This window comes from Nocardioides sp. NBC_00163 (assembly GCF_045206295.1).
GTDB lineage: Bacteria > Actinomycetota > Actinomycetes > Propionibacteriales > Nocardioidaceae > Nocardioides.
Map to the genome: position 1 here is coordinate 3,333,472 of NZ_CP108155.1, position 19,945 is coordinate 3,353,416.

The following is a 19,945-nucleotide window of genomic DNA, read 5'->3' on the forward strand; positions in this document are numbered from 1 at the left end:
TTCCGACTGGCTTCGTGTTCGGCACTGCAGACGCCACCCGGCCGGGGGGCGAGCAGGATGTTGCGCTGCTTCAACGTCTCGGTGCGCCGGGATACCGATTCGCGGTCTCCTGGCGTGAGCTTCAGCCGGGTGGGCGCGGTGCCTTCGATCCCGATGCCCGCGCTCGCTACGACCGCCTGGTCGACGAGCTGCTCGAGGCCGGTCTGCGCCCGTCGGCCACGCTCTACGCCGGCGAGCTGCCGGAGACGTTGGCCGCCGATGGCGGCTGGCTCAACCGAGCCACTGTCGACGCGTTCGGCGATTACGCCCAGACGGTCGCGGACCTGATCGGCGACCGCGTCCCGGAGTGGGTGCCGGTCCAGGATCCCAACGTCGCCGGCTACCTCGGCTACGGCCTCGGCACTATCGCGCCCGGCCGCCGCGCGGGCTGGGGAGTCGTCGCGGCGATGCACCACCTGCTCCTCGCCCACGGCCGCGGCGTGCAGGTGCTGCGCGCCGCCGGGGTCGAGTCGGTCGGGTGCGCCAACCACCATGAGCCGATCTGGCCGCTCTCGGAGGATCCCGCCGACGTCGGCGCGGCGAAGCTCATCGACCTGGCCTGGAACGCGGTGCCTCTCGAGGCGATGCTGATGGGCCGCTATCCCCGTGACATCGCCGGTCTCGCCGACGAGGTCACGATGCCGGGCGACATGGCCGTGATCCGCTCACCCCTGGACTTCTACGGCGTCAACTTCTTCGCACCGCAGCGCATCGGCGCCTCCGCCGAGGGCGACGACATCCCGTTCCGGATGGTTCCGCTCGTCGGCTACCCCGCCACCGACACCGGCTGGGGCGTGGTGCCCACCGCCCTGCGGGAGTGGCTGATCATCACCCGGTCCCGCTATCGCGCCGCGATGCCGCCGATCGTGGTGACCGAGTGCGGTGCTGCGTACGACGCTCCGATGGTCGACGGCGAGGTCGACGACCAGGCCCGGATCGACTACCTCGAGGCACACCTGGAGGCGGTCTCGGCCGCCATCGAGCGCGGTGTCGACGTCCGCGGCTTCTACGCCTACACCCTGCTCGACCGCGACGGCTGGGAGGCGCCGTTCACCGGCAAGGACTGGGAGGACGGCGTGGGCGGGAAGTACGGCCTGGTGCACGTCGACGCCGCCGGGGTGCGTACGCCCAAACGGTCCTTCGGCTGGTACGCCGACATGGTCGCCGCGCACGCCGAGGGCGCCCCGACGGGCTGACTAGAAGGCGAGCTTCTCGCCGATGGCCCTGATCGCGTCCATGTCGCCCGGGTGAGGCACCCAGGGGAGTGTGAGCGAGTCCTTGGTCTTGTCGGTGTAGCGCGGGATCACGTGGAAGTGCAGGTGGAACACCGTCTGCCACGCGGCCGGCCCGCAGTTGTTGAGTACGTTGACCCCGTCCGCCTGCAGTACGTCGACCACCCGCTTCGCGACCGCCTGGGCGGTCTTGGCGGTCGCGGCGAAGACCGCCGGGTCGGCCTCGAGGACGTCCTTGGTGTGCGTCTTCGGCACCACCACCGTGTGACCTTCGGCCGCCGGGGCGATGTCGGTGAAGGCGTACGTCTCCTCGTCCTCGTAGACCTTCGTCGAGGGGATGTTGCCCGCGACGATGTTGCAGAACAGGCAGTCGGGATCGCTCATGCGGGACAGGCTACAAGCCCGCGGCGACCTCGGTGCCCTGCCTGATCGCACGCTTGGCGTCGAGCTCGGCGGCGACGTCGGCCCCGCCGATCAGGTGCCAGTGCTCCCGCTCGGTCCACAGGTCGCGCACCGACTCCTGGCCAGCGCAGAGGATCACGTGGTCGACCTCGAGCGTGCGGGGCTCGCCGTCGACGGCGTAGTGGAGGGTGAGGGAGTCGTCGCCGGCCTCGATCTTGTCGTACGTCGCACCCCGGACCTGCTTGACGCCGTCCTGCTTCAGATGGGCGCGGTGGGCCCAGCCGGAGGTCTTGCCGAGGCCGATGCCGATCGGGGTGGACTTGCGCTGCAGCAGGGTCACCTGGCGAGCCGGTGCTTCCAGGACCGGCCTGGTCAGACCGCCGCGGAAGGTCGCCGGGTCACCGACGCCCCAGCGGGCCTTCCACTCCTCGAGGGTCTCGGGCTGGTGGGTCAGCCAGGCGGACACGTCGACGCCGATGCCGCCGGCGCCGATCACCGCGACGCGGCGGCCCGGGACGACCCGGCCGGCGAGCACGTCGGCGTACGTCACGACCCGGTCGTCCTCGGAGCCGGCGATCCGCGGGAGCCGCGGTGTCACGCCGGTGGAGACGATGACGTGGTCGAAGGGCTCCAGGTCGGCGGTGGTGGCCTCGGTGTCGAGACGTACCTCGACGCCCAGCACCTCCAGGCGCCGGGTGAAGTAGCGCAGCGTGTCCTTGAAGTCCTCCTTGCCGGGTACCGCCATCGCGAGGCGGAACTGGCCCCCGAGCTGCGAGGACTTCTCGAACAGGGTCACCGCGAAGCCGCGCTCGGCGGCCGAGGTGGCGGCGGCGAGGCCGGCCGGTCCGGCGCCGACGACGGCAACGGTCTGCTTGAGCTTGGTCGGCCTGAGCACGAGCGTCGTCTCGCGCGCAGCGCGCGGGTTGACCAGGCAGGACGCGGCCTTGTTGGCGAAAGCGTGGTCCAGGCAGGCCTGGTTGCAGGCGATGCAGGTGTTGATCTCGTCGGTGCGGCCCTCGGCGGTCTTCTTGGCGAACTCGGGGTCGGCCAGCAGCGGCCGGGCCATCGAGACCAGGTCGGCCTTGCCCTCGGCGATCGCCCCGTCGGCGAGCTCGGGGGTGTTGATCCGGTTGGAGGCGCAGACCGGGATCGACACCTCGGCCTTGAGGCGGGCGGTCATGTCGAGCCACGCACCACGCGGGACCTGGGTGATGATGGTCGGCACCCGCGCCTCGTGCCAGCCGATGCCGGTGTTGAAGACCGAGACGCCGGCGTCCTGGAGCGCGTACGCGAGGTCGATCGTCTCCTCCCAGGTCTGGCCGTCCTCGACCAGGTCGAGGATCGAGAGCCGGAAGATGATCGGGAAGTCGTCACCGACCAGCTCCCGCGAGCGCCGCACGATCTCCACCGGGAACCGCATCCGGTTGGTCGCCGTGCCACCCCAGCGGTCCTCGCGCTGATTGGTCCGTTCGGCGAGGAACTGGTTGATCAGGTAGCCCTCCGACCCCATGATCTCGACCGCGTCGTAGCCCGCCTTCTTCGCCAGCGAGATGCTCTTGGCGAAGTCGTTCACGGTCGCGTCCACAGCCTTGTCGGAGAGGGCCGCGGGCTTGAACGGGTTGATCGGCGCCTGGACGGCCGAGGCACTGACCGAGAACGGCGTGTAGCCATAGCGCCCCGCGTGCAGCACCTGCATCGCGATCGCGCCGCCCTCCTCGTGCACCGCGCCGGTGACCCGGCGGTGCTGGGCGGCGTGCAGCCGGGAGCTCATCTCGCTCGCGAACGGCTTGAGCCAGCCGCGCTTGTTCGGGGCGTAGCCGCCGGTGATGATCAGCCCGGTGCCGCCGCGTGCCCGCTCGGCGAAGTAGGCCGCCAGCTTCGGGATGTCCCACACGTGGTCCTCGAGGCCGGTGTGCATCGACCCCATCACCACTCGGTTGCGCAGCGTGAGCGACCCGATGGTGATCGGTGAGAGCAGGGATTCGTACGCCATGGACGTATGCTACTCATGAGTAATAAGAAGTGGCCAGTGCCCGTTCCCTTACGATTCCGATCATGCCGATTCCGCACATGCGTGCTCGCCTCGCTGCCCTTGCCGTCGCTCCGCTCGCTCTCGCCGCGGCGCTGACTGCCTGCGGAAGCGAGGGCGAGACCAGCGCCGGCGGCGGCGCACCGGCCTCCTGCGAGGCCGCCGACCTGCCGCTGAAGCAGGACGGCAAGCTGACCATCGGCACCGACTCCCCGGCGTACGAACCGTGGTTCTCCGAGAACGACCCCAGCAACGGCAAGGGCTTCGAGTCGGCGGTCGCCTACGCCGTCGCCGAGCAGCTCGGCTTCGCGAAGGACGACGTGGTCTGGGTCAAGCAGGCGTTCAACACCTCCTACACGCCGGGCGAGAAGAAGTTCGACTTCGACATCAACCAGATCTCGATCACGCCCGAGCGGGCGAACGTCGTCGACTTCTCGCAGGGCTACTACACGGCCTCGCAGGCGGTCGTGACGATGGAGGATGGTGCCGCTGCGGCGGGGTCGCTGGCCGACCTGAAGGACCTCAAGCTCGGCGCCCAGACGGCGACCACGTCGCTCACCGCGATCCGCGAGGACGTGCAGCCGAGCACGGACCCGCTGGTCTTCGACACCAGCGACCAGGCGAAGCAGGCGCTGCTCAACGGTCAGGTCGACGCGCTCGTCTTCGACCTGCCGACCGCGTTCTACATCACCGCCGCCGAGATCGAGGGCAGCACGATCACCGGGCAGTTCGAGAGCAGCGAGAAGCCGGAGGAGTTCGGCCTGCTGACCGAGAAGGACAGCGGACTGGCGTCCTGCATCGACGAGGCGCTGACCGCGCTCGAGGAGGACGGCACCCTCGCCGCGCTCGAGAAGGAGTGGCTCTCCGACGTCGTCTCCGTGCCAATCTTGAAATGACGCAGTCTGAAGTGACCAGCCCGCAGGTGACCTGGGAACCCAGCGAGCGGGAACTCGAAAGACAGGCCGTACGTCGCCGCCAGCGGCTCCAGCAGACCGCCATCGCCACGGTGGTGACCGCCGTGGTCGCGGTCGGGCTGGTGCTGTTGGTCCTCTCCTCGCCCGGGTGGGAGCGGGTCCGGGACTACTTCCTGAGCTGGTCGCACGCGCGCGAGTCGTTCGCGGCGATCGCGGAGGGGTTCTGGATCAACATCCGGATCTTCCTGGTCGCGGAACCGTGCGTACTCATCCTCGGTGCCCTCGTCGCGATCGCCCGCCAGACGACCTCACCGTGGCTGGCGCCGCTGCGGCTCCTGGCGACCGGCTACACCGATCTCTTTCGCGGGGTGCCGTCGATCCTGGTCGTCGTCATCTGCGGCATCGGCATCCCGGCGCTGGGGCTGTCGGGGGTGACCAGCTCGCTGTTCTGGCTGACCACGTTCGCCCTGGTGCTCTGCTACGGCGCCTACGTCGCCGAGGTCTTCCGTGCCGGCATCCTGGCGATCCATCCGACTCAGGTCGCCTCGGCCGAAGCGCTGGCGCTGACCCACTCACAGACGATGCGCTTCGTGGTCCTTCCACAGGCCGTACGCCGCGTCGTACCGCCGCTCATGAACGACCTCGTCTCGCTGCAGAAGGACACCGCGCTGATCTCGGCGGTGGGTGTCTTCGAGGCGCTCCGGGCGGCCCAGGACTACCAGGGCTACAACTTCAACGGCACGCCGCTGCTGGTCGCTGCCGCGTACTTCCTCATCGTCGCGGTCCCGCTCACTCGGCTCACCGACTGGCTGATGCGGCGACAGATCGAGAAGGAGCAGGGCCGATGACTGCGCCGGTGACGTCTGGGCTGCTGGAGGCCAAGGGACTGCGGAAGGCCTATCGCGGGAAGGTCGTGCTCGACGGTCTCGACCTGTCGGTCGGGGACCATGACGTGGTCTGCCTGATCGGTGCGTCGGGCTCGGGGAAGTCGACCCTGCTGCGCTGCCTGAACCTGCTCGAGACTATCGACGACGGAGTGATCACCTTCGACGGCCGGGAGATCTCCGACCCGCTCGTTGACCCGCGCTCGGTTCGCCGCGAGATCGGGATGGTCTTCCAGGCCTACAACCTCTTCCCGCATCTGTCCGTGCTCGACAACTGCACGCTGGCGCAGGTGCGCGTCCATGGCGTCCGAGCTGATGAGGCCGCTGATCGGGCGCGGACCCTGCTGGCCCGGTTCGGCCTCGCCGACAAGGCCGATGCCCATCCCGACGCCCTCTCGGGAGGTCAGCAGCAGCGGGTCGCGCTGGTGCGCGCGATGTGCACGCAGCCGCGCCTGCTCCTCCTGGACGAGATCACCGCCGCCCTCGACCCCGAGCTCGTCGGCGAGGTGCTGGAGATCGTCCGCGCCGAGGCAGAGGCGGGTACGACCCTGGTGCTCGCCACCCACGAGATGTCCTTCGCCCGCGAGGTCGCCACCAAGGTCTGCTTCCTCGACGGTGGGCGTGTGTTGGAGCAGGGTCCGCCTGAGCAGCTCTTCGGCGACCCTGTCGAGGAGCGCACCCGCGCCTTCCTCGCCCGGGTCCGTTCCTGAGCACAACGTCGATGCGTGCTCCTTTTACAAGACGATGACGCTTTGTGAATGATTCACAAGGCGTCATCGTCTTGTAAAAGGAACGGATCCGGCCTCCTGGCCGGCCGCCACCCACGTGGTTTCCACAGGGTTATCCACAGGATCTTGATTTCGGTCGCACGGGCGCGACGTCCCTTCATAGCGTCCCTGCACATGGGGGCCACTACACGAATCACGACGCGCGAGGCGATACGTCGGATCTGCGAGCTGCACATGATCGGGAAGGTCGAGGCGAACAGAGCCCTGACCACCGGTCTTGCCGGCCGAGGGCACAGGGCGGGCAGTGCGATCGTCTATGACGTCGGCAGGCTGGCCGCGCTGTTGGCCCGGCCGCGTTGCACGGATCAGACGTTGGATGCGGTCCGGCCGCTCATCGTCAGGCTCGGTCGCGATCGCAAGCTGAACCTCTCACGGACCTGGGAGGAGCAGGCCGAGATAGTGCGACGCAACTGGTACGTGCCGCCCCTCCTCGGGTCGATGCTGGACCGCTGGGGCTGCCTGGACGGCGGCCGGTTCCCGCTGGTCGCGACGGTCGCCAGCTGGGTGGTGTTCGGAGCCGAGGTGACCGGCCACACCTACGACGAAGGAGCACCACCGGCGGCCAACCGCAGCACGCCGCCACGTACGTTCCGGGTCGAACCGCCGGGCGACTGGTTCGACCCGATGAAGGAGACCTGGCTGCCCCTCGAGCGGGGACCGGCGGTGACGGTCTGGGGTGCACCGACGAACGGACCGTTGCGCGAGGTCGACTGGCTCAGGGTCGATGCCGACAAGCAGAAGGAGCGGCTCGAGTACGAGATGTGGCTCCGGTCCGCCCCGGTCCTGCGCGACGTGGCGCAGGTCGGCCTGACCGACACCGACGCCATCCTCCGGGCCTGGGACCAAGATGCCCCGTCTCATCCGCAGATCGGACGAGACGGGGCAGCGTAGGGCTGTTCCGATTCAGGCGCCTCAGACAGCAGCCGGGGCCGGGAAGGTCGGGTACTCGACACCGGAGATCGACTGAACGGTGCGGACGACCTGGCAGGAGTAGCCGAACTCGTTGTCGTACCAGACGTAGAGGATGGCGGAGTCCCCGTCGACGATGGTCGCGTTGCCGTCGACGATCGAGGCGGCGCGCGAGCCGATGAAGTCGGAGGAGACCGCGTCGCGGGCGGTGGTGAAGTCCACCTGGCGACGCAGCTCGCCGGTGAGCGAGGCCTCGCGGAGGTAGTCGACGACCTCTTCCTTCGAGGTCTCGCTCTTGAGCGAGAGCGACAGGATGGCGATCGAGACGTCCGGGGTGGGGATGCGGATCGAGTTGCCGGTGATCTTCGCCTTCAGGTCCGGGAGCGCCTTCGCGACGGCGGAGGCGGCACCGGTCTCGGTGAGCACCAGGTTGAGCGGTGCGGAGCGGCCACGGCGGTCGGCCTTGTGGTAGTTGTCCAGCAGGTTCTGGTCGTTGGTGAACGAGTGCACCGTCTCGACGTGCCCGCGCACGATGCCGAAGCGGTCCTCCATCAGCTTCAGCGGCGGCACGATCGCATTGGTCGTGCAGGAGGCGCAGGAGATCACGGACTCGTCGCCGGTGAGGGTCTGGTGGTTGACGCCGTGGACGATGTTGGGGACGTCGCCCTTGCCCGGCGCGGTCAGCAGGACCTTCTTGACGCCCGGGCGCAGGTGCTGCGAGAGGCCCTCGCGGTCACGCCACTTGCCGGTGTTGTCGATCAGGATGGCGTCCTTGATGCCGTACGCCGTGTAGTCGACCGTCGTCGGGTCGTTGGAGTAGATGAACTGGATCGGGTTGCCGTTGGCGATGATCACGCCGTTCTTCTCGTCCACCGTGATGGTGCCGGCGAACTGGCCGTGGATCGAGTCGCGACGCAGCAGCGAGGCGCGCTTGATGAGGTCGTCCTCGCCGCCCTTGCGGACGACGACGGCCTTCAGCCGCAGACCGTGGCGCGAGCCGGCCTTCTCGACGAGGAGCCGGGCGACGAGCCGGCCGATCCGGCCGAAGCCGTAGAGCACGACGTCCTGGCCGCCGTTGCGCTCGAGCTTGTTCTCACCCGTGGCGCCGGACAGCTTCTCGGCGACGAAGTCGTCGACGGAGAGGCCACGCTCGTCCTCGGCGTACTGGACGGCGAGCAGGCCCAGGTCGATCTTCGAGGGACCGAGGTCGAGCTTGGCGACCGCCTGGAGCAGCGGGAACGTCTCGGTGACCGAGAGCTCCTCGCCCTCGATCTGGCGCGCGAAGCGGTGCGCCTTGAGGATCGAGATGTCGGACTTGCTCACCAGCGACCGGCTGTGGACCAGGATGGTGACATCCTTCTCGCGGTAGAGCTTGCCGATGATCGGGATCATCGTCTCCGCGAGCTCCTCGCGGTGCTGCCAGTCGTTGAAGGTCTCGTCGGTGTCGCTCACAGCTCAACTTTCGGTTGCTCGGGAAGAAGGGACGGCACACCCCGCCAGGCTCGATTATCGGCGCGACGAGACCCCCGGCCACCTTGATCGATCCAACCTTGGACACGGTGTGACCGGGGTCTCTCCGACCCCTACGAGCCGCCCTTCAGAACGAGCTGGCCGAAGCGTCAGGGAGTCGCGGTCGCGGCCGGATCCTCGACGGGATCCCCGGTCGGCTCGACCGTCGCGGTCTCGGTCGGCTCGGCCGTCGGGGCCTCGGTGGCCGGGTCGGTGGCCGGGTCGCTGGGGGCCGGCGCGCTCGCGTCCGGTGACTCCGAAGGCGCCGGGTCGCCGGTGGCCGTACCGCTGCTGGGGGCGATCTCGCCGTCGCCCCCCGCGCCCTCGTCGTCGGGTTCCTCGTTCAGACCAGGATCCGTCCCGGTGTCGACCGAGCCGCCGACCGGCGTCGTCGGCGCGATGCTGCTCTCCCCGGTGCTCGGCTCGGCAGACGGGGTCACCTCGCCGACCTTCGGTGACTCGTCCTGGCCGGGCAGGAGGCCGGGATTGGCGGCGACAGCCACGCCGGCCGAGACCAGGACCACGGCCGCCGCGGCCAGGACCGCGACCTTCCAGCGCCGGCCGGAAGGTTGGGCAGGCTCAGCAAACGTGGGCGCCATCGTCGGCAGGTCGGCGGTGTTGGAAGAAGCCGTGGCGGGGTGCGGGGCGCGAGCGATCCCGCCCGTGGCGAGCGCCGGCGACAGCGTGCCGATGCTGGTCTCCTCCGCCGAGGTGACCGGGGCCGGCAGCAGGGTCCAGTCGCCGTTGGTGGCCAGGATGTCCGCGGCGGAGGGGCGTCCGGTCGGGTCCTCGGCCAGGCAGGCGGCGACCAGCGGGCGCAGGTAGACCGGGCAGAGGCTCAGATTGGGCGACTCGCCCTTGAGGAGATGCCCCATCGAGCCGATCTCGCCACTGAACGGCCAGCGGCCGGTGGCGGCGACGAAGGCGACCAGACCCAGGGCCCAGATGTCGACGGCGCTGGAGAAGGTGCCGGTCTGGACCTGCTCGGGCGCCTGGTAGCCGTAGGTGCCGACCGCCTTGCCGGTCTGGGTCAGCGCGGTGCCGTCGACGGCGCGGGCGATGCCCATGTCGATCACACACGGGTCGGTGGCGCCGTAGAGGATGTTGCCCGGCTTGATGTCGCGGTGGACCAGCCCGGCAGCGTGCACCGCGGCGAGGGCCTCGGCGACGCCGGCGACCAGCTGGCGTACGTCGATCTCGGGCAGGCGTTGGCCGGAGCCGATCAGCTTGTTGAGCGGCGGGTCGGCGACGTACTCGCTCGCCATCCAGGGCTGCCCGGCATCGGGGTCGGCGTCGAGCACCTTCGCGGTGAACCGGCTCTCAACCCTCTTGGCTGCCTGGATCTCCCGCTCGAACCGTGCGCGGAACCCCGGGTCGGAGGTGAGCTCGGGAAGGATCGCCTTCACCGCCGCCTGCATCCCGTACGCGTCCTCGCCCAGATAGACGACGCCCATACCGCCGTGGCCGAGGCGGCCGGTGAGCACGTACGGACCCATCTCGCGAGGATCGTTCGCCATCAGCGGGCTCACAGAGCTGGCCTGGGGGGCGGACTGGGGGGACGTGGGGATTTCCCGAGACAACTTCTCTGCTCCTGTGCACCGGCGAGTGTGTCTCGGAGCGTATCGGACTCGGCTCCGCGATCAGGTCACGCCGGGCGGTGCGTTCCGGACTCTGGAAGGCTGGACTTTGGAAAGATGGAAGCCATGACTGAGTCGACGGAGAAATCCACAGTGACATTGGGCCAGGGCACCGGTCCCCTCCGCGGGGTCAAGGTCGTCGAGCTGGCGGGGATCGGGCCGGGGCCGCACGCCTGCACGCTCCTCGCGGACATGGGTGCGGACGTGATCCGGGTCGACCGGCCGGGCGGCAACGTGCTCGGCGGCGGTGCCGGCGACCTGCTCACCCGCGGCCGCCCGAGCATCGCGCTGGACCTCAAAAACCCGGACGCCGTCGAGACCGTCCTGCGCCTGGTGGAGACCGCCGACGTGCTCATCGAGGGGCTGCGCCCGGGCGTCACCGACCGCCTCGGTCTGGGACCCGACACCTGCCTGGAGCGCAACCCGCGCCTCGTCTACGGCCGGATGACCGGCTGGGGCCAGGACGGTCCGCTGGCGCAGTCCGCCGGACACGACCTCACCTACATCGCCACCACCGGCGTACTCAACGGGCTTGGCCAGGACCGGGCCCGTCCGCACTTCCCGCTCAACCTGCTCGGCGACTTCGGCGGCGGATCGACCTACCTGGTGATGGGCATCCTGGCCGCGCTCGTCGAGGCCAAGACCACCGGCCAGGGGCAGGTCGTCGACGCCGCGATCGTGGACGGCACCGCCCACCTCGCCACGATGATCTCCGGGATGCTCGCCTCCGGCACCTGGCACGAGCAGCGGCAGAGCAACCTGCTCGACGGCGCGATGCCGTTCTACGCGCTCTACGACACCTCCGACGGCCGGCAGGTCGCGGTCGGTGCGCTGGAGGGCAAGTTCTTCGCCGAGATGGTCAGCCGTCTCGGGCTCGACGGGGTCTGCCCGGGGCAGTACGAGATGGAGCGCTACGACGAGATGCGCGACCTCTTCGCCAAGACCTTCGGGTCCAAGACGATGGCTGAGTGGGCCGAGCTCTTCGAGGGCACCGACGCCTGCGTCGCCCCCGTCCTCACCCCCTCCGAGGCCGCCACGCATCCGCACCTGCAGGCCCGCCAGACGTACGTCACCCACCACGGCGTCACCCAGCCCGCCCCCGCTCCGCGGTTCAGCCGGACCACCTCCACCTTGGGTGCGGGACCGGCCGCCAGCGCGGGCCAGCACACCCGCGAGGCCCTCGCCGCCTGGGGCATCGAGGACGCCGACGCCCTGATCGAGAAGGGCGCCGCGTTCCAGGACTGAGGACGCAGAAACGGCGCGGCGTACGACCCGAAGGTCATACGCCGCGCCGTTCTATGTGACGCGGGTTGGCTCAGTCCTTGTGGACCAGAGCGGCAGCGCGGCGACGCAGGACCACGACGAGCGCGGTGCCGGCAGCGGCAGCGCCGGCGAGCATGGCCAGCAGCGGCCACATCGCGGGTACGGCAGAGTCGCTCTCGCCGGCGAGGCCGGCGTCGATGTTGGTCGGGACGTCGGAGTCGGTGACCGGCGCCTCGGAGGACTCCTCGTCAGCGGGCTCGGTCTCGTCGGAGACCGGGGTGGCCTCGGTCGGCGTCTCGGAGGGCTCCTCGGACGGGGTCTCGGACGGGGTCTCCGAAGGCGACTCGGAGGGAGACTCGGAGGGGGACGGCGACGGGGACTGAGTCGCCTCGTCGCAGTTCTCGAACCAGAAGACCTTGGACTTGGTGTCGTTGCCCTTGCTGCCCGGGGTGTGGACGGTGACCTTCACGTGGTAGCCCTGCTGGGCGTGCGCGACACCGGTCGAGTGGAGGGTGTAGGTCTCGCGGCCGTCGAAGCCGTCGTCGGTGCCCGCGCCGGAGGCTGCGTCGTCGCCGACGAAGACCTCGAGATCACCGTCGACGGTGAGCTCGCCGTCGAGGGTCGGCGCCTGCAGTTCGAAGGAGACCTTCGAGACGATGTCGACGCCCTCGTCGAAGCCGTACCACTCGATGTCGAACTTGCATCCCTGGTGGGGGTCGTTCTCCGGCGTGGTGTCCGGCGCGTCGTCGGGAGCGAGGTACTCCTCGATCTTGACGGTGCCGTTGTTGCCGGCCGGGTCGGTCGCGAACGCCGGGGCGGCTGAGAGCCCGGCAAGGGTGACGCCGGCGACGATCGCGCCGGCGCGTACGAAACTCAACACTCGAAAACCTTTCGAAGACCATCTGACCGCACGATGCGGTCCGCATGCAGCCTCAGCCACCGAAAGCGATGGGTGAGTGACCCCGAAATCGCTGTGGATGCTTCGCCGCCCCCACAGCTGCAGATCGCAGCGTAGTGACTACAAGCACGGTTGTGGTGCCCGGGTGGCGATTGTTTGCGTGCCGTTGATCAGCGGTGGAGATCCAAATTGCTTGCAAAAGTTTGCGGGACAGGGTGTCGCAAACACGTACTCCCGGGTAACCTGGCCCACATGCATGTCGACGTACTGATCATCGGTGCCGGCGTCTCCGGCATCGGAGCGGCCGCACAGCTCCGTGAGCGCCTTCCTGGAAAGACGCTCGCGATCCTCGAGCAGCGTGATGCCAGTGGCGGCACCTGGGACCTCTTCCGCTATCCGGGCATCCGATCCGACTCCGACATGTTCACCTTCGCCTTCAAGTGGCGGCCGTGGGAGAGCGCGCAGGCGCTCGCCGACGGTCACCAGATCCGTGACTACCTGCGCCAGACGGCGAAGGACTACGGCGTCGACAAGCTGATCCACTACGGCCACAAGGTCACCGGTGCCGCGTGGAGCACCGAGGACAAGCAGTGGACGGTCTACGTCGAGACCTCCGACGGCCCGACCGAGATCACCGCCGGTTTCCTGTGGAACTGCTCGGGCTACTACGACTACGCCAACGGCTACCAGCCGGAGTTCGCCGGTCTCGACGACTACGAGGGCACCTTCGTGCACCCGCAGCACTGGCCCGAGGACCTCGACTATGCGGGCAAGAAGGTCGTCATCATCGGCTCCGGCGCGACCGCCGTCACCCTCCTGCCCAACCTGGCGGGCGAGGGCAGCGACCGTGCCGAGAAGGTGACGATGCTGCAGCGCACGCCGACGTACATCCTCTCGCGCCCGGGTCAGGACGCGATCGCCTCGCTGTTGAAGACGGCGCCGTTCAAGCTGCTCGGCAAGCTGCCCTTCAAGCGCGTGCGCGAGAAGATCGGCCACGAGGCCGTTCGCTGGGAGAACATCGCCCTCACCGTCGGCACCTACCAGATCGCTCGCCGGGCTCCCGGTGTGGTCAAGAAGGTGATCCGCGACCAGTGGATCAACGGCCTCACCGCCCGCGGCGGCCGTCCTGGCATGACCAAGGACGAGGCGATCGCGTACGTCGACAAGCACTTCAACCCGCCCTACAACCCGTGGGACCAGCGCATCTGCTTCGTCCCCGACGGCGACATGATGAAGTCGATCCGCGAAGGGTACGCCGCGGTGGTGACCGACCGGATCAAGACGTTCGTGCCGAAGGGCATCGAGCTCGAGTCGGGCGAGACGCTCGAGGCCGACATCGTCATCTCCGCCACCGGCCTCAACCTCAGGCTCTTCGGCGGCCTCGACTACACCGTCGACGGTGAGCCGGTCAGCCTGCCCGAGCAGATGGCGTACAAGGGCCTGATGATCACCGGGATCCCGAACTTCGCCTACACCATCGGCTACACCAACGCCTCCTGGACGCTCAAGGCCGACCTGGTCACCGACTACGTGATCCGGCTGCTCGACTTCATGGGGGAGAACGGCTACGACGTCGCCGCGGTCACCCGCGACCCGAGCGTCGAGGAGCGGCCGTTCATGGACCTGGCCTCCGGTTACATCCAGCGCTCGCTGGACCTCATGCCGAAGGCCGGCGACCGGGCGCCGTGGACCGCGAAGCAGAACTACCTCGTGGACATGAAGGCGCTCGGGTCGCCGGTCGCGGACGGTGTGATCCGTTTCGCCTGACCACTTTCGGCGCCGGGTCTGTGATTACTGTGACAGGCATTCCAGACCCGGCGTGAAGTACGTGGGACTACGATGGTCCCACCATGGATGGCAGGGCAGTTCGCTGGAAGCGTCACAACGATGACCGACGAAAGCGCATCGTCGATGCCGCGATCGGTCTGATCGAGACCGACGGCGTCAACGTCAGCCTGCAGGCGATCGGCCAGGCCGCGGGGCTCTCCCGCTCGGTGGTCTACCGGCATTTCGCCGACCGACGTGAGCTCGACCTCGCCATCCAGGCCGACATCCTCGACGGTCTGTGGGCCAAGCTCTTCCCGGCGATGGAGCTGACCGGATCGATCCGGCAGATCATCTCCCGCACCGTGGGGGCGTACGTCAACTGGGCGCTCGAGCACCCGCTCCTGCACCAGGTGGCCGATGTCGACACCGCGCCGAACGGCACCGGTCCGCTGCAGCAGGGGCTCGACCGGATCGCGGAGCGGATCAAGGAGCTGATCCTGGCCGCGTTCGAGCTGACCGGTGTGGAGGTCTCCGAGATCGACAAGAAGGCCGTCGACCCGCTGATCTACGGCCTGATCGGGATGGTCTTCGGTGCCGTACGCCGCTGGGTCCACCTCGGCGAGGGCATCCCCGACGCCGAGCATCTGACCTCGGTCGTCACCGAGGCCGTCCTGGCCATGATCGACACCCGCACGACGGCGTACGGGCTCTCGATCGACCACGACCAGCCGCTCGAGGAGCTCCTCGGCTGATCGAGCTCAACTGATCGAGCTCAGCCGGGCAGGGTCAGGTCCGCCGGTACGACGCGACCCAGCGCGGCACGGCACGCGATGATCCCCGGGGAGTCGGCGATCGCGGTCCGGGTCGCGGTGAAGACCGTACGCCGCGGTGAACCCGGCAGCTCGATGAGCCGCACGGCCGTCCGATGGCGTACGCGCATCAGGTCGGAGAGCAGGGCGACGGCGTTGCCGGACTCCACGAGCGCGACATGGGCCTCGACGTCGTCGGTCTCGTAGCGGACCTCGGGCTCGAAACCTGCCCGGCGGCACTGCTCCTCGATCCAGTGGCGGGACGCCGTGCCCGGCGGCTCCATCGCCCACGGGACCCGACCGGCGTCGGCCAGCGAGGTGATGCCGTCCCAGATCTCTCCGGAGCCTTCGGGCGGGACCGCGAGCCGGAGCCGGTCGGTGGTCAGCGGCTGCCGGTCGAGACCGTCGAAGTGCGGTGCGCCGTGGTCGGGATAGTGCTCGGCGACCACCAGGTCGAGCTCGCGCAGGGCGAGGTCGTTGAGCGCCTGCTCCGGCGCGCGTTGGGACAACATGACCCGCAGCCGAGGATGGCGCCGGGTCAGGTCGGCGAGAGCCTGCGGCATGTAGGCGAGAGCCACGGACTGGAAGACGGCGACCCGGACGGTGCCGGCGGTCTCGTCGCCGAGCGAGGTGACCGCGGCCTCGGCCGCCTCGAGCCGGGCCAGGATCTCGGTCGTGTGCTCGACGAGGACCTCGGCGGCGGCGGTGAGCTGGACCCGTCGGCCGGCCTTGCGCAGCAGCGGCACCCCGACCTCGCGCTCGAGCTGGCCGAGCTGCTGGGAGACCGATGACGGGCTCTGGTGGAGGGCCTCGGCGACCTCAGCGAGGGTCCCGCGCGCGGCGAGCTCGGCGAGCAGTCGGAGACGCCGGACGTCGAGCATCTTGATCCTTCAGTTCTACTTACGAATGATCTCCAGCAAACATCGCTTTATCTTACGTGACTCTGGTCGCATACTCGGGTCTATGACCACCAATGACGGGCTCATCTCCGAGGTCGACCACCTCGTTCGCGGCTGGCTGGCGAAGGCTTCGACCAAGCCCGCCGCCCCGGCCGCACAGCGCCTCGCCGACGTACTCAAGGATCCCGCCGGACTCGACTTCACCGTCGGCTTCGTCGACCGGGTGATCCGGCCCGAGGACGTACGCGTGGCCGCGGCCAGCCTCCGTGAGCTGGCCGGCAACGTACCTTCGTTCCTGCCCTGGCACCTGAAGCTGGGCGTGAAGCTCGGCGCGCTGATGTCGCTGGTCGCGCCGTGGTTCGTCATTCCGGTGGCGCGTCGTGCGCTGCGGCAGATGGTGGGGCACCTGCTGATCGACGCCTCCGACGCGCGGCTCGGCAAGCAGATCGAGCGGATTCGCGAGCGCGGCGTGAACCTCAACATCAACCTCCTCGGCGAGGCCGTCCTCGGGCAGAAGGAGGCCGACCGGCGCCTGGCCGGGATCCGCAAGCTGCTCGCGCGCGACGACGTCGACTACGTCTCGGTGAAGGTCTCCTCGCCGGTCGCGCCGCATGCGGTCTGGGCGTACGACGAAGCGGTGGCGCACGTGGTCGAGCGGCTCCTCCCGCTCTACACCTACGCGGCGACGTCCTCGGCCGCCGGGACGAAGAAGTTCATCAACCTGGACATGGAGGAGTACCGCGACCTCGACATGACCATCGACGTCTTCACGCGGCTCCTCGACCGGCCCGAGCTGGCCGACCTGGAGGCGGGCATCGTCCTGCAGGCCTACCTGCCCGACGCCATGTCGGCGATGATGCGGCTCCAGGAGTGGTCGGCTGCTCGCCGTGCGCGTGGGGGCGCGGCGATCAAGGTGCGGCTGGTCAAGGGCGCCAACCTGCCGATGGAGCACGTCGAGGCGTCGCTGCACGGCTGGCCGGTCGCGACCTGGTCGACCAAGCAGGACTCCGACACCAACTACAAGCGAGTGCTCTCCTGGGCGCTGACCCCCGAGCGGATGGCCAACGTGCGCGTCGGGGTCGCCGGTCACAACCTGTTCGACGTGGCGTACGCCTGGATCCTGGCTGGTCAGCGTGGGGTTCGCGACTCGGTCGAGTTCGAGATGCTGCTGGGTATGGCCGAGGGCCAGGCCGAGGCCGTCCGCGAGACCGTGGGCGACCTGCTGCTCTACGTGCCGGTCGTGCACCCGAAGGATTTCGACGTCGCGATCGCCTACCTCGTGCGTCGCCTCGAGGAGGGCGCGAGCACCGATAACTTCATGTCGGCCGTCTTCGACCTCAACTCCTCCGAGGCCCTCTACAAGCGGGAGAAGGAGCGGTTCGTACGCTCCCTCGCCGCTGTCGACGACTCCGTGCCGGCGCCGAACCGGACCCAGGACCGGCGCTCCCCGGTCGCGGACGACGTCCAGACCCTGTTCGAGAACGCCCCCGACACCGACCCGCACCTGCCGGGCAACCGGGAGTGGGGCAAGGCGATCATCGCCCGGGTGGGCTCCTCGACGCTGGGCGACCAGCTGGTCGCCGACCACACGCTGACCTCGGTGGAGGCCGTCGAGTCGGTGCTCGAGGGTGCCGTCGGCGCCCAGGCCGACTGGGGCCGCAAGACCGGCGCCGAACGGGCCGCCGTGCTGCGGGCCGCGGCGGTCGAGGTCGAGCGACGCCGGGCCGAGTGGCTCGAGGTCGGCGCCTCCGAGTGCGGCAAGACGCTCGACCAGGGTGACCCCGAGGTCTCCGAGGCGATCGACTTCCTCAACTACTACGCGAGCCTGGCTGAGGAGCTCGACACGGTCGACGGCGCCCGCGCGGTGCCGGTGCGGCTGACGCTCGTCACCCCGCCGTGGAACTTCCCGCTGGCCATCCCGACCGGTGGTGTCGCGGCCGCGCTCGCGGCCGGGTCGGCCGTGGTGATCAAGCCGGCTCCGCAGGCTCAGCGCTGCGGCTCGGTGCTGGTCGAGACGCTGTGGGCCGCGGGCGTGCCGAAGGAGGTGCTCCGACTCGTCCACGTGCCGGAGAACGAGGTCGGTCGCGCGCTGATCGCCTCGCCGCTGGTCGACCGGCTGGTGCTGACCGGCGCGTTCGACACGGCCGAGCTCTTCCGCTCGTTCCGCCCGGACCTGCCGCTGCTGGCCGAGACCTCCGGCAAGAACTCGCTGGTGGTCACCCCGGACGCCGACCTCGACCTGGCCGTCAAGGACCTCGTCTACTCCGCCTTCGGTCACGCCGGGCAGAAGTGCTCGGCAGCGTCGCTGGGCATCCTGGTCGGCTCGGTCGCGACCTCGCGCCGCTTCCGCGACCAGCTGATCGACGCGGTGACCTCGCTTCGCGTGGGTTATCCGACGGACCCGACGGTGCAGGTCGGACCGGTCATCGAGCCCGCCTCCGGCAAGCTGCTCAAGGCGCTGACGACGCTCGCCCCGGGCGAGACGTGGCTCGTGAAGCCGCGCCAGCTCGATGACACCGGCCGGCTCTGGTCGCCGGGTGTGAAGACCGGCGTCAAGCGTGGCTCCGAGTTCCACCTGACCGAGTACTTCGGTCCCGTCCTCGGCCTGATCTCGGCCTCCTCGCTCGACGAGGCTCTCGAGATCCAGAACGAGGTGGACTACGGCCTCACCGCCGGCATCCACAGCCTCGACCGCGCCGAGATCTCGCACTGGCTCGACTCCGTCGAGGCCGGCAACGCCTACGTCAACCGCGGCATCACCGGCGCGATCGTGCGCCGTCAGCCGTTCGGCGGCTGGAAGAAGTCGGCGGTCGGCGCCGGGACGAAGGCCGGCGGGCCCAACTACCTGGTCGGCCTCAGCGACTGGGTCCCGGCTCCCGCCACCGAGCTCACGACGCCGGCTCCTGCCGTACGGTCGCTCGTCGACTGGGCCGCCCGGCTGCAGCTGGACGAGCTCGACATGCTCAAGCGTGGGGCTGGCTCGGACGCTCTCGCCTGGGAGCGCGAGTTCGGTGCCGCTCGGGACGTCTCGCGACTGACCGCCGAGGTCAACGTGCTGCGCTACTCGCCGGTGCCGGTCACCATCCGGTACGAGGGTGGCTCGATCGCCCACCTGCTGCGCGTTCTCGCCGCGGGTGTGGCTGCCGGCGCTCCGGTGACGGTGTCCGTCGCCACGGCGCTCGACGACGAGACCGCCTCGCTGGTCCGCGCGACCGGTGCGACGTACGTCGTCGAGGACGCGGCCGCGTGGGCGTCGTTCGTCTCCGGGCCGTACGCGCCCAGCCGCGTACGCCTCCTGGGTGGGTCGCGCGAGGCCTTCGCGGAAGCGAGCCAGGGCCGCGTCGACGTCGCGCTCTACGCCCAGCCCGTCGTCGAGGCCGGCCGGGTCGAGCTGCTCACCTTCCTGCGCGAGCAGGCCGTGTCGATCACCGCTCACCGCTTCGGCTCCCCGACCCCGCTGGTGGAGAACCTCTTCTGAAGTGAAGCCTCGACGGGGTCCGACCAGCAGTGGTCGACCCCGTCGAGCTCCTGCGCGTTCTCCTACAGTGGTGCGATGACCTCGACCGCGCGGACTACAGCGCGCATCCTGCTGGGTGTGATCATGGTGGGCGCCGGGGTGGCGCACCTGACCACCCAGCGACAGGAGTTCCGGGCGCAGGTGCCCGAATGGTTCCCGGTCGATGAGGACCTGACGGTGGTCGGCTCGGGCGTCGTCGAGATCGGGCTCGGGCTGGCCTTCGTCCTGCTGCCGAGCAAGCGACGTCTCGTCGGAGCGCTGCTTGCCGCGTTCTTCGTGGCGATCTTCCCCGGCAACATCGCGCAATATGTAGAAGGCGTCGACGCGTTCGGTCTCGACACAGACAGCAAGCGGCTGATCCGGCTGTTCTTCCAGCCCGTGCTCGTCGTCTGGGCCCTGTTCGGCGGCGGCTGGCTGAGACGTACGAGAAACGACGGCTGAACCCACCG

General features: G+C 69.3%; 16 protein-coding genes. 10 read left to right on the forward strand and 6 right to left on the reverse strand.

Annotated elements, in window-relative coordinates; genetic code table 11:
* Positions 1 to 14 precede the first annotated feature (14 nt).
* Positions 15 to 1,235 (forward strand): glycoside hydrolase family 1 protein, encoded by a 1,221-nt coding sequence (locus OG801_RS16025; RefSeq protein ID WP_406029708.1) that lies wholly within the window; start codon positions 15 to 17, stop codon positions 1,233 to 1,235.
* Here OG801_RS16025 and OG801_RS16030 read toward each other — a convergent pair whose 3' ends face one another.
* Both OG801_RS16030 and OG801_RS16035 read right to left on the reverse strand, forming a co-directional pair.
* Entirely contained in the window at positions 1,236 to 1,655 is a 420-nt protein-coding gene (locus tag OG801_RS16030) for an HIT family protein (RefSeq protein WP_406029710.1), read from the reverse strand.
* A 10-nt stretch (positions 1,656 to 1,665) separates the two neighbouring features.
* Complete coding sequence (locus OG801_RS16035) at positions 1,666 to 3,666, reverse strand: NADPH-dependent 2,4-dienoyl-CoA reductase (RefSeq protein WP_406029712.1); 2,001 nt, start codon at positions 3,664 to 3,666, stop codon at positions 1,666 to 1,668.
* A 62-nt stretch (positions 3,667 to 3,728) separates the two neighbouring features.
* On the opposite strand from OG801_RS16035, the gene OG801_RS16040 reads away from it, so the two are divergent.
* The 4 genes from OG801_RS16040 to OG801_RS16055 all read left to right on the forward strand — a co-directional run bounded on the left by OG801_RS16040 (position 3,729) and on the right by OG801_RS16055 (position 7,179).
* Entirely contained in the window at positions 3,729 to 4,598 is an 870-nt protein-coding gene (locus tag OG801_RS16040; RefSeq protein ID WP_406029714.1) for an ABC transporter substrate-binding protein, read from the forward strand.
* Positions 4,595 to 5,464, forward strand: a complete 870-nt coding sequence (locus tag OG801_RS16045) for an amino acid ABC transporter permease (protein WP_406029716.1) — start codon at positions 4,595 to 4,597, stop codon at positions 5,462 to 5,464. The genes OG801_RS16040 and OG801_RS16045 overlap by 4 nt, the downstream gene beginning before the upstream one ends.
* Positions 5,461 to 6,210: an amino acid ABC transporter ATP-binding protein gene (locus OG801_RS16050; RefSeq protein WP_406029718.1), complete on the forward strand. Its 750-nt coding sequence runs from the start codon at positions 5,461 to 5,463 to the stop codon at positions 6,208 to 6,210. The genes OG801_RS16045 and OG801_RS16050 overlap by 4 nt, the downstream gene beginning before the upstream one ends.
* Positions 6,211 to 6,462: 252 nt before the next feature.
* A complete protein-coding gene (locus OG801_RS16055) occupies positions 6,463 to 7,179 on the forward strand; it encodes a hypothetical protein (RefSeq protein WP_406029720.1) in 717 nt (238 codons plus the stop codon).
* Positions 7,180 to 7,200: 21 nt separating this feature from the next.
* On the opposite strand, the gene OG801_RS16060 is transcribed toward OG801_RS16055, so the two are convergent.
* Together OG801_RS16060 and OG801_RS16065 are read right to left on the reverse strand one after the other, a co-directional pair.
* The gene (locus OG801_RS16060; protein WP_378817907.1) at positions 7,201 to 8,649 is read right to left on the reverse strand and encodes a glyceraldehyde-3-phosphate dehydrogenase; all 1,449 of its coding nucleotides are present in this window, start codon (positions 8,647 to 8,649) and stop codon (positions 7,201 to 7,203) included.
* Positions 8,650 to 8,816: 167 nt separating this feature from the next.
* The gene (locus tag OG801_RS16065) at positions 8,817 to 10,223 is read right to left on the reverse strand and encodes a serine/threonine protein kinase (RefSeq protein WP_406029722.1); all 1,407 of its coding nucleotides are present in this window, start codon (positions 10,221 to 10,223) and stop codon (positions 8,817 to 8,819) included.
* Between the two features lie 186 nt (positions 10,224 to 10,409).
* Here OG801_RS16065 and OG801_RS16070 point away from each other — a divergent pair, with 186 nt between their 5' ends.
* Positions 10,410 to 11,588 (forward strand): CaiB/BaiF CoA transferase family protein, encoded by a 1,179-nt coding sequence (locus tag OG801_RS16070; RefSeq protein ID WP_406029723.1) that lies wholly within the window; start codon positions 10,410 to 10,412, stop codon positions 11,586 to 11,588.
* Positions 11,589 to 11,658: 70 nt separating this feature from the next.
* Here OG801_RS16070 and OG801_RS16075 read toward each other — a convergent pair whose 3' ends face one another.
* Positions 11,659 to 12,483, reverse strand: a complete 825-nt coding sequence (locus OG801_RS16075; RefSeq protein ID WP_406029725.1) for a hypothetical protein — start codon at positions 12,481 to 12,483, stop codon at positions 11,659 to 11,661.
* 273 nt (positions 12,484 to 12,756) lie between these two features.
* Between OG801_RS16075 and OG801_RS16080 the strand changes: the two genes are divergently transcribed.
* Together OG801_RS16080 and OG801_RS16085 are read left to right on the forward strand one after the other, a co-directional pair.
* On the forward strand, positions 12,757 to 14,271 hold the full coding sequence (locus tag OG801_RS16080; protein ID WP_406029727.1) for a flavin-containing monooxygenase: 1,515 nt from the start codon (positions 12,757 to 12,759) through the stop codon (positions 14,269 to 14,271).
* An 83-nt stretch (positions 14,272 to 14,354) separates the two neighbouring features.
* A complete protein-coding gene (locus tag OG801_RS16085; protein ID WP_160025880.1) occupies positions 14,355 to 15,023 on the forward strand; it encodes a TetR/AcrR family transcriptional regulator in 669 nt (222 codons plus the stop codon).
* 20 nt (positions 15,024 to 15,043) lie between these two features.
* On the opposite strand, the gene OG801_RS16090 is transcribed toward OG801_RS16085, so the two are convergent.
* Positions 15,044 to 15,961 carry a LysR family transcriptional regulator gene (locus tag OG801_RS16090; protein ID WP_406029728.1) on the reverse strand — a complete coding sequence of 306 codons (918 nt, stop codon included), beginning with the start codon at positions 15,959 to 15,961 and terminating at the stop codon, positions 15,044 to 15,046.
* A gap of 82 nt (positions 15,962 to 16,043) precedes the next feature.
* Between OG801_RS16090 and OG801_RS16095 the strand changes: the two genes are divergently transcribed.
* The gene (locus OG801_RS16095) at positions 16,044 to 19,457 is read left to right on the forward strand and encodes a bifunctional proline dehydrogenase/L-glutamate gamma-semialdehyde dehydrogenase (RefSeq protein ID WP_406029730.1); all 3,414 of its coding nucleotides are present in this window, start codon (positions 16,044 to 16,046) and stop codon (positions 19,455 to 19,457) included.
* 75 nt (positions 19,458 to 19,532) lie between these two features.
* Positions 19,533 to 19,937, forward strand: coding sequence for a hypothetical protein (locus OG801_RS16100; RefSeq protein ID WP_406029731.1), 405 nt, complete (start codon positions 19,533 to 19,535; stop codon positions 19,935 to 19,937).
* Positions 19,938 to 19,945: the final 8 nt, after the last annotated feature.

Coding starts and splice junctions, on each gene's coding strand:
- OG801_RS16030 (WP_406029710.1), bottom strand. CDS start 1,655: ATGAGCGATCCCGACTGCCTGTTCTGCAACATCGTCGCGGGCAACATC.
- OG801_RS16035 (WP_406029712.1), bottom strand. CDS start 3,666: ATGGCGTACGAATCCCTGCTCTCACCGATCACCATCGGGTCGCTCACG.
- OG801_RS16040 (WP_406029714.1), top strand. CDS start 3,729: ATGCCGATTCCGCACATGCGTGCTCGCCTCGCTGCCCTTGCCGTCGCT.
- OG801_RS16045 (WP_406029716.1), top strand. CDS start 4,595: ATGACGCAGTCTGAAGTGACCAGCCCGCAGGTGACCTGGGAACCCAGC.
- OG801_RS16050 (WP_406029718.1), top strand. CDS start 5,461: ATGACTGCGCCGGTGACGTCTGGGCTGCTGGAGGCCAAGGGACTGCGG.
- OG801_RS16055 (WP_406029720.1), top strand. CDS start 6,463: ATGATCGGGAAGGTCGAGGCGAACAGAGCCCTGACCACCGGTCTTGCC.
- OG801_RS16065 (WP_406029722.1), bottom strand. CDS start 10,223: ATGGCGAACGATCCTCGCGAGATGGGTCCGTACGTGCTCACCGGCCGC.
- OG801_RS16070 (WP_406029723.1), top strand. CDS start 10,410: ATGACTGAGTCGACGGAGAAATCCACAGTGACATTGGGCCAGGGCACC.
- OG801_RS16080 (WP_406029727.1), top strand. CDS start 12,757: ATGCATGTCGACGTACTGATCATCGGTGCCGGCGTCTCCGGCATCGGA.
- OG801_RS16085 (WP_160025880.1), top strand. CDS start 14,355: ATGGATGGCAGGGCAGTTCGCTGGAAGCGTCACAACGATGACCGACGA.
- OG801_RS16090 (WP_406029728.1), bottom strand. CDS start 15,961: ATGCTCGACGTCCGGCGTCTCCGACTGCTCGCCGAGCTCGCCGCGCGC.
- OG801_RS16095 (WP_406029730.1), top strand. CDS start 16,044: ATGACCACCAATGACGGGCTCATCTCCGAGGTCGACCACCTCGTTCGC.
- OG801_RS16100 (WP_406029731.1), top strand. CDS start 19,533: ATGACCTCGACCGCGCGGACTACAGCGCGCATCCTGCTGGGTGTGATC.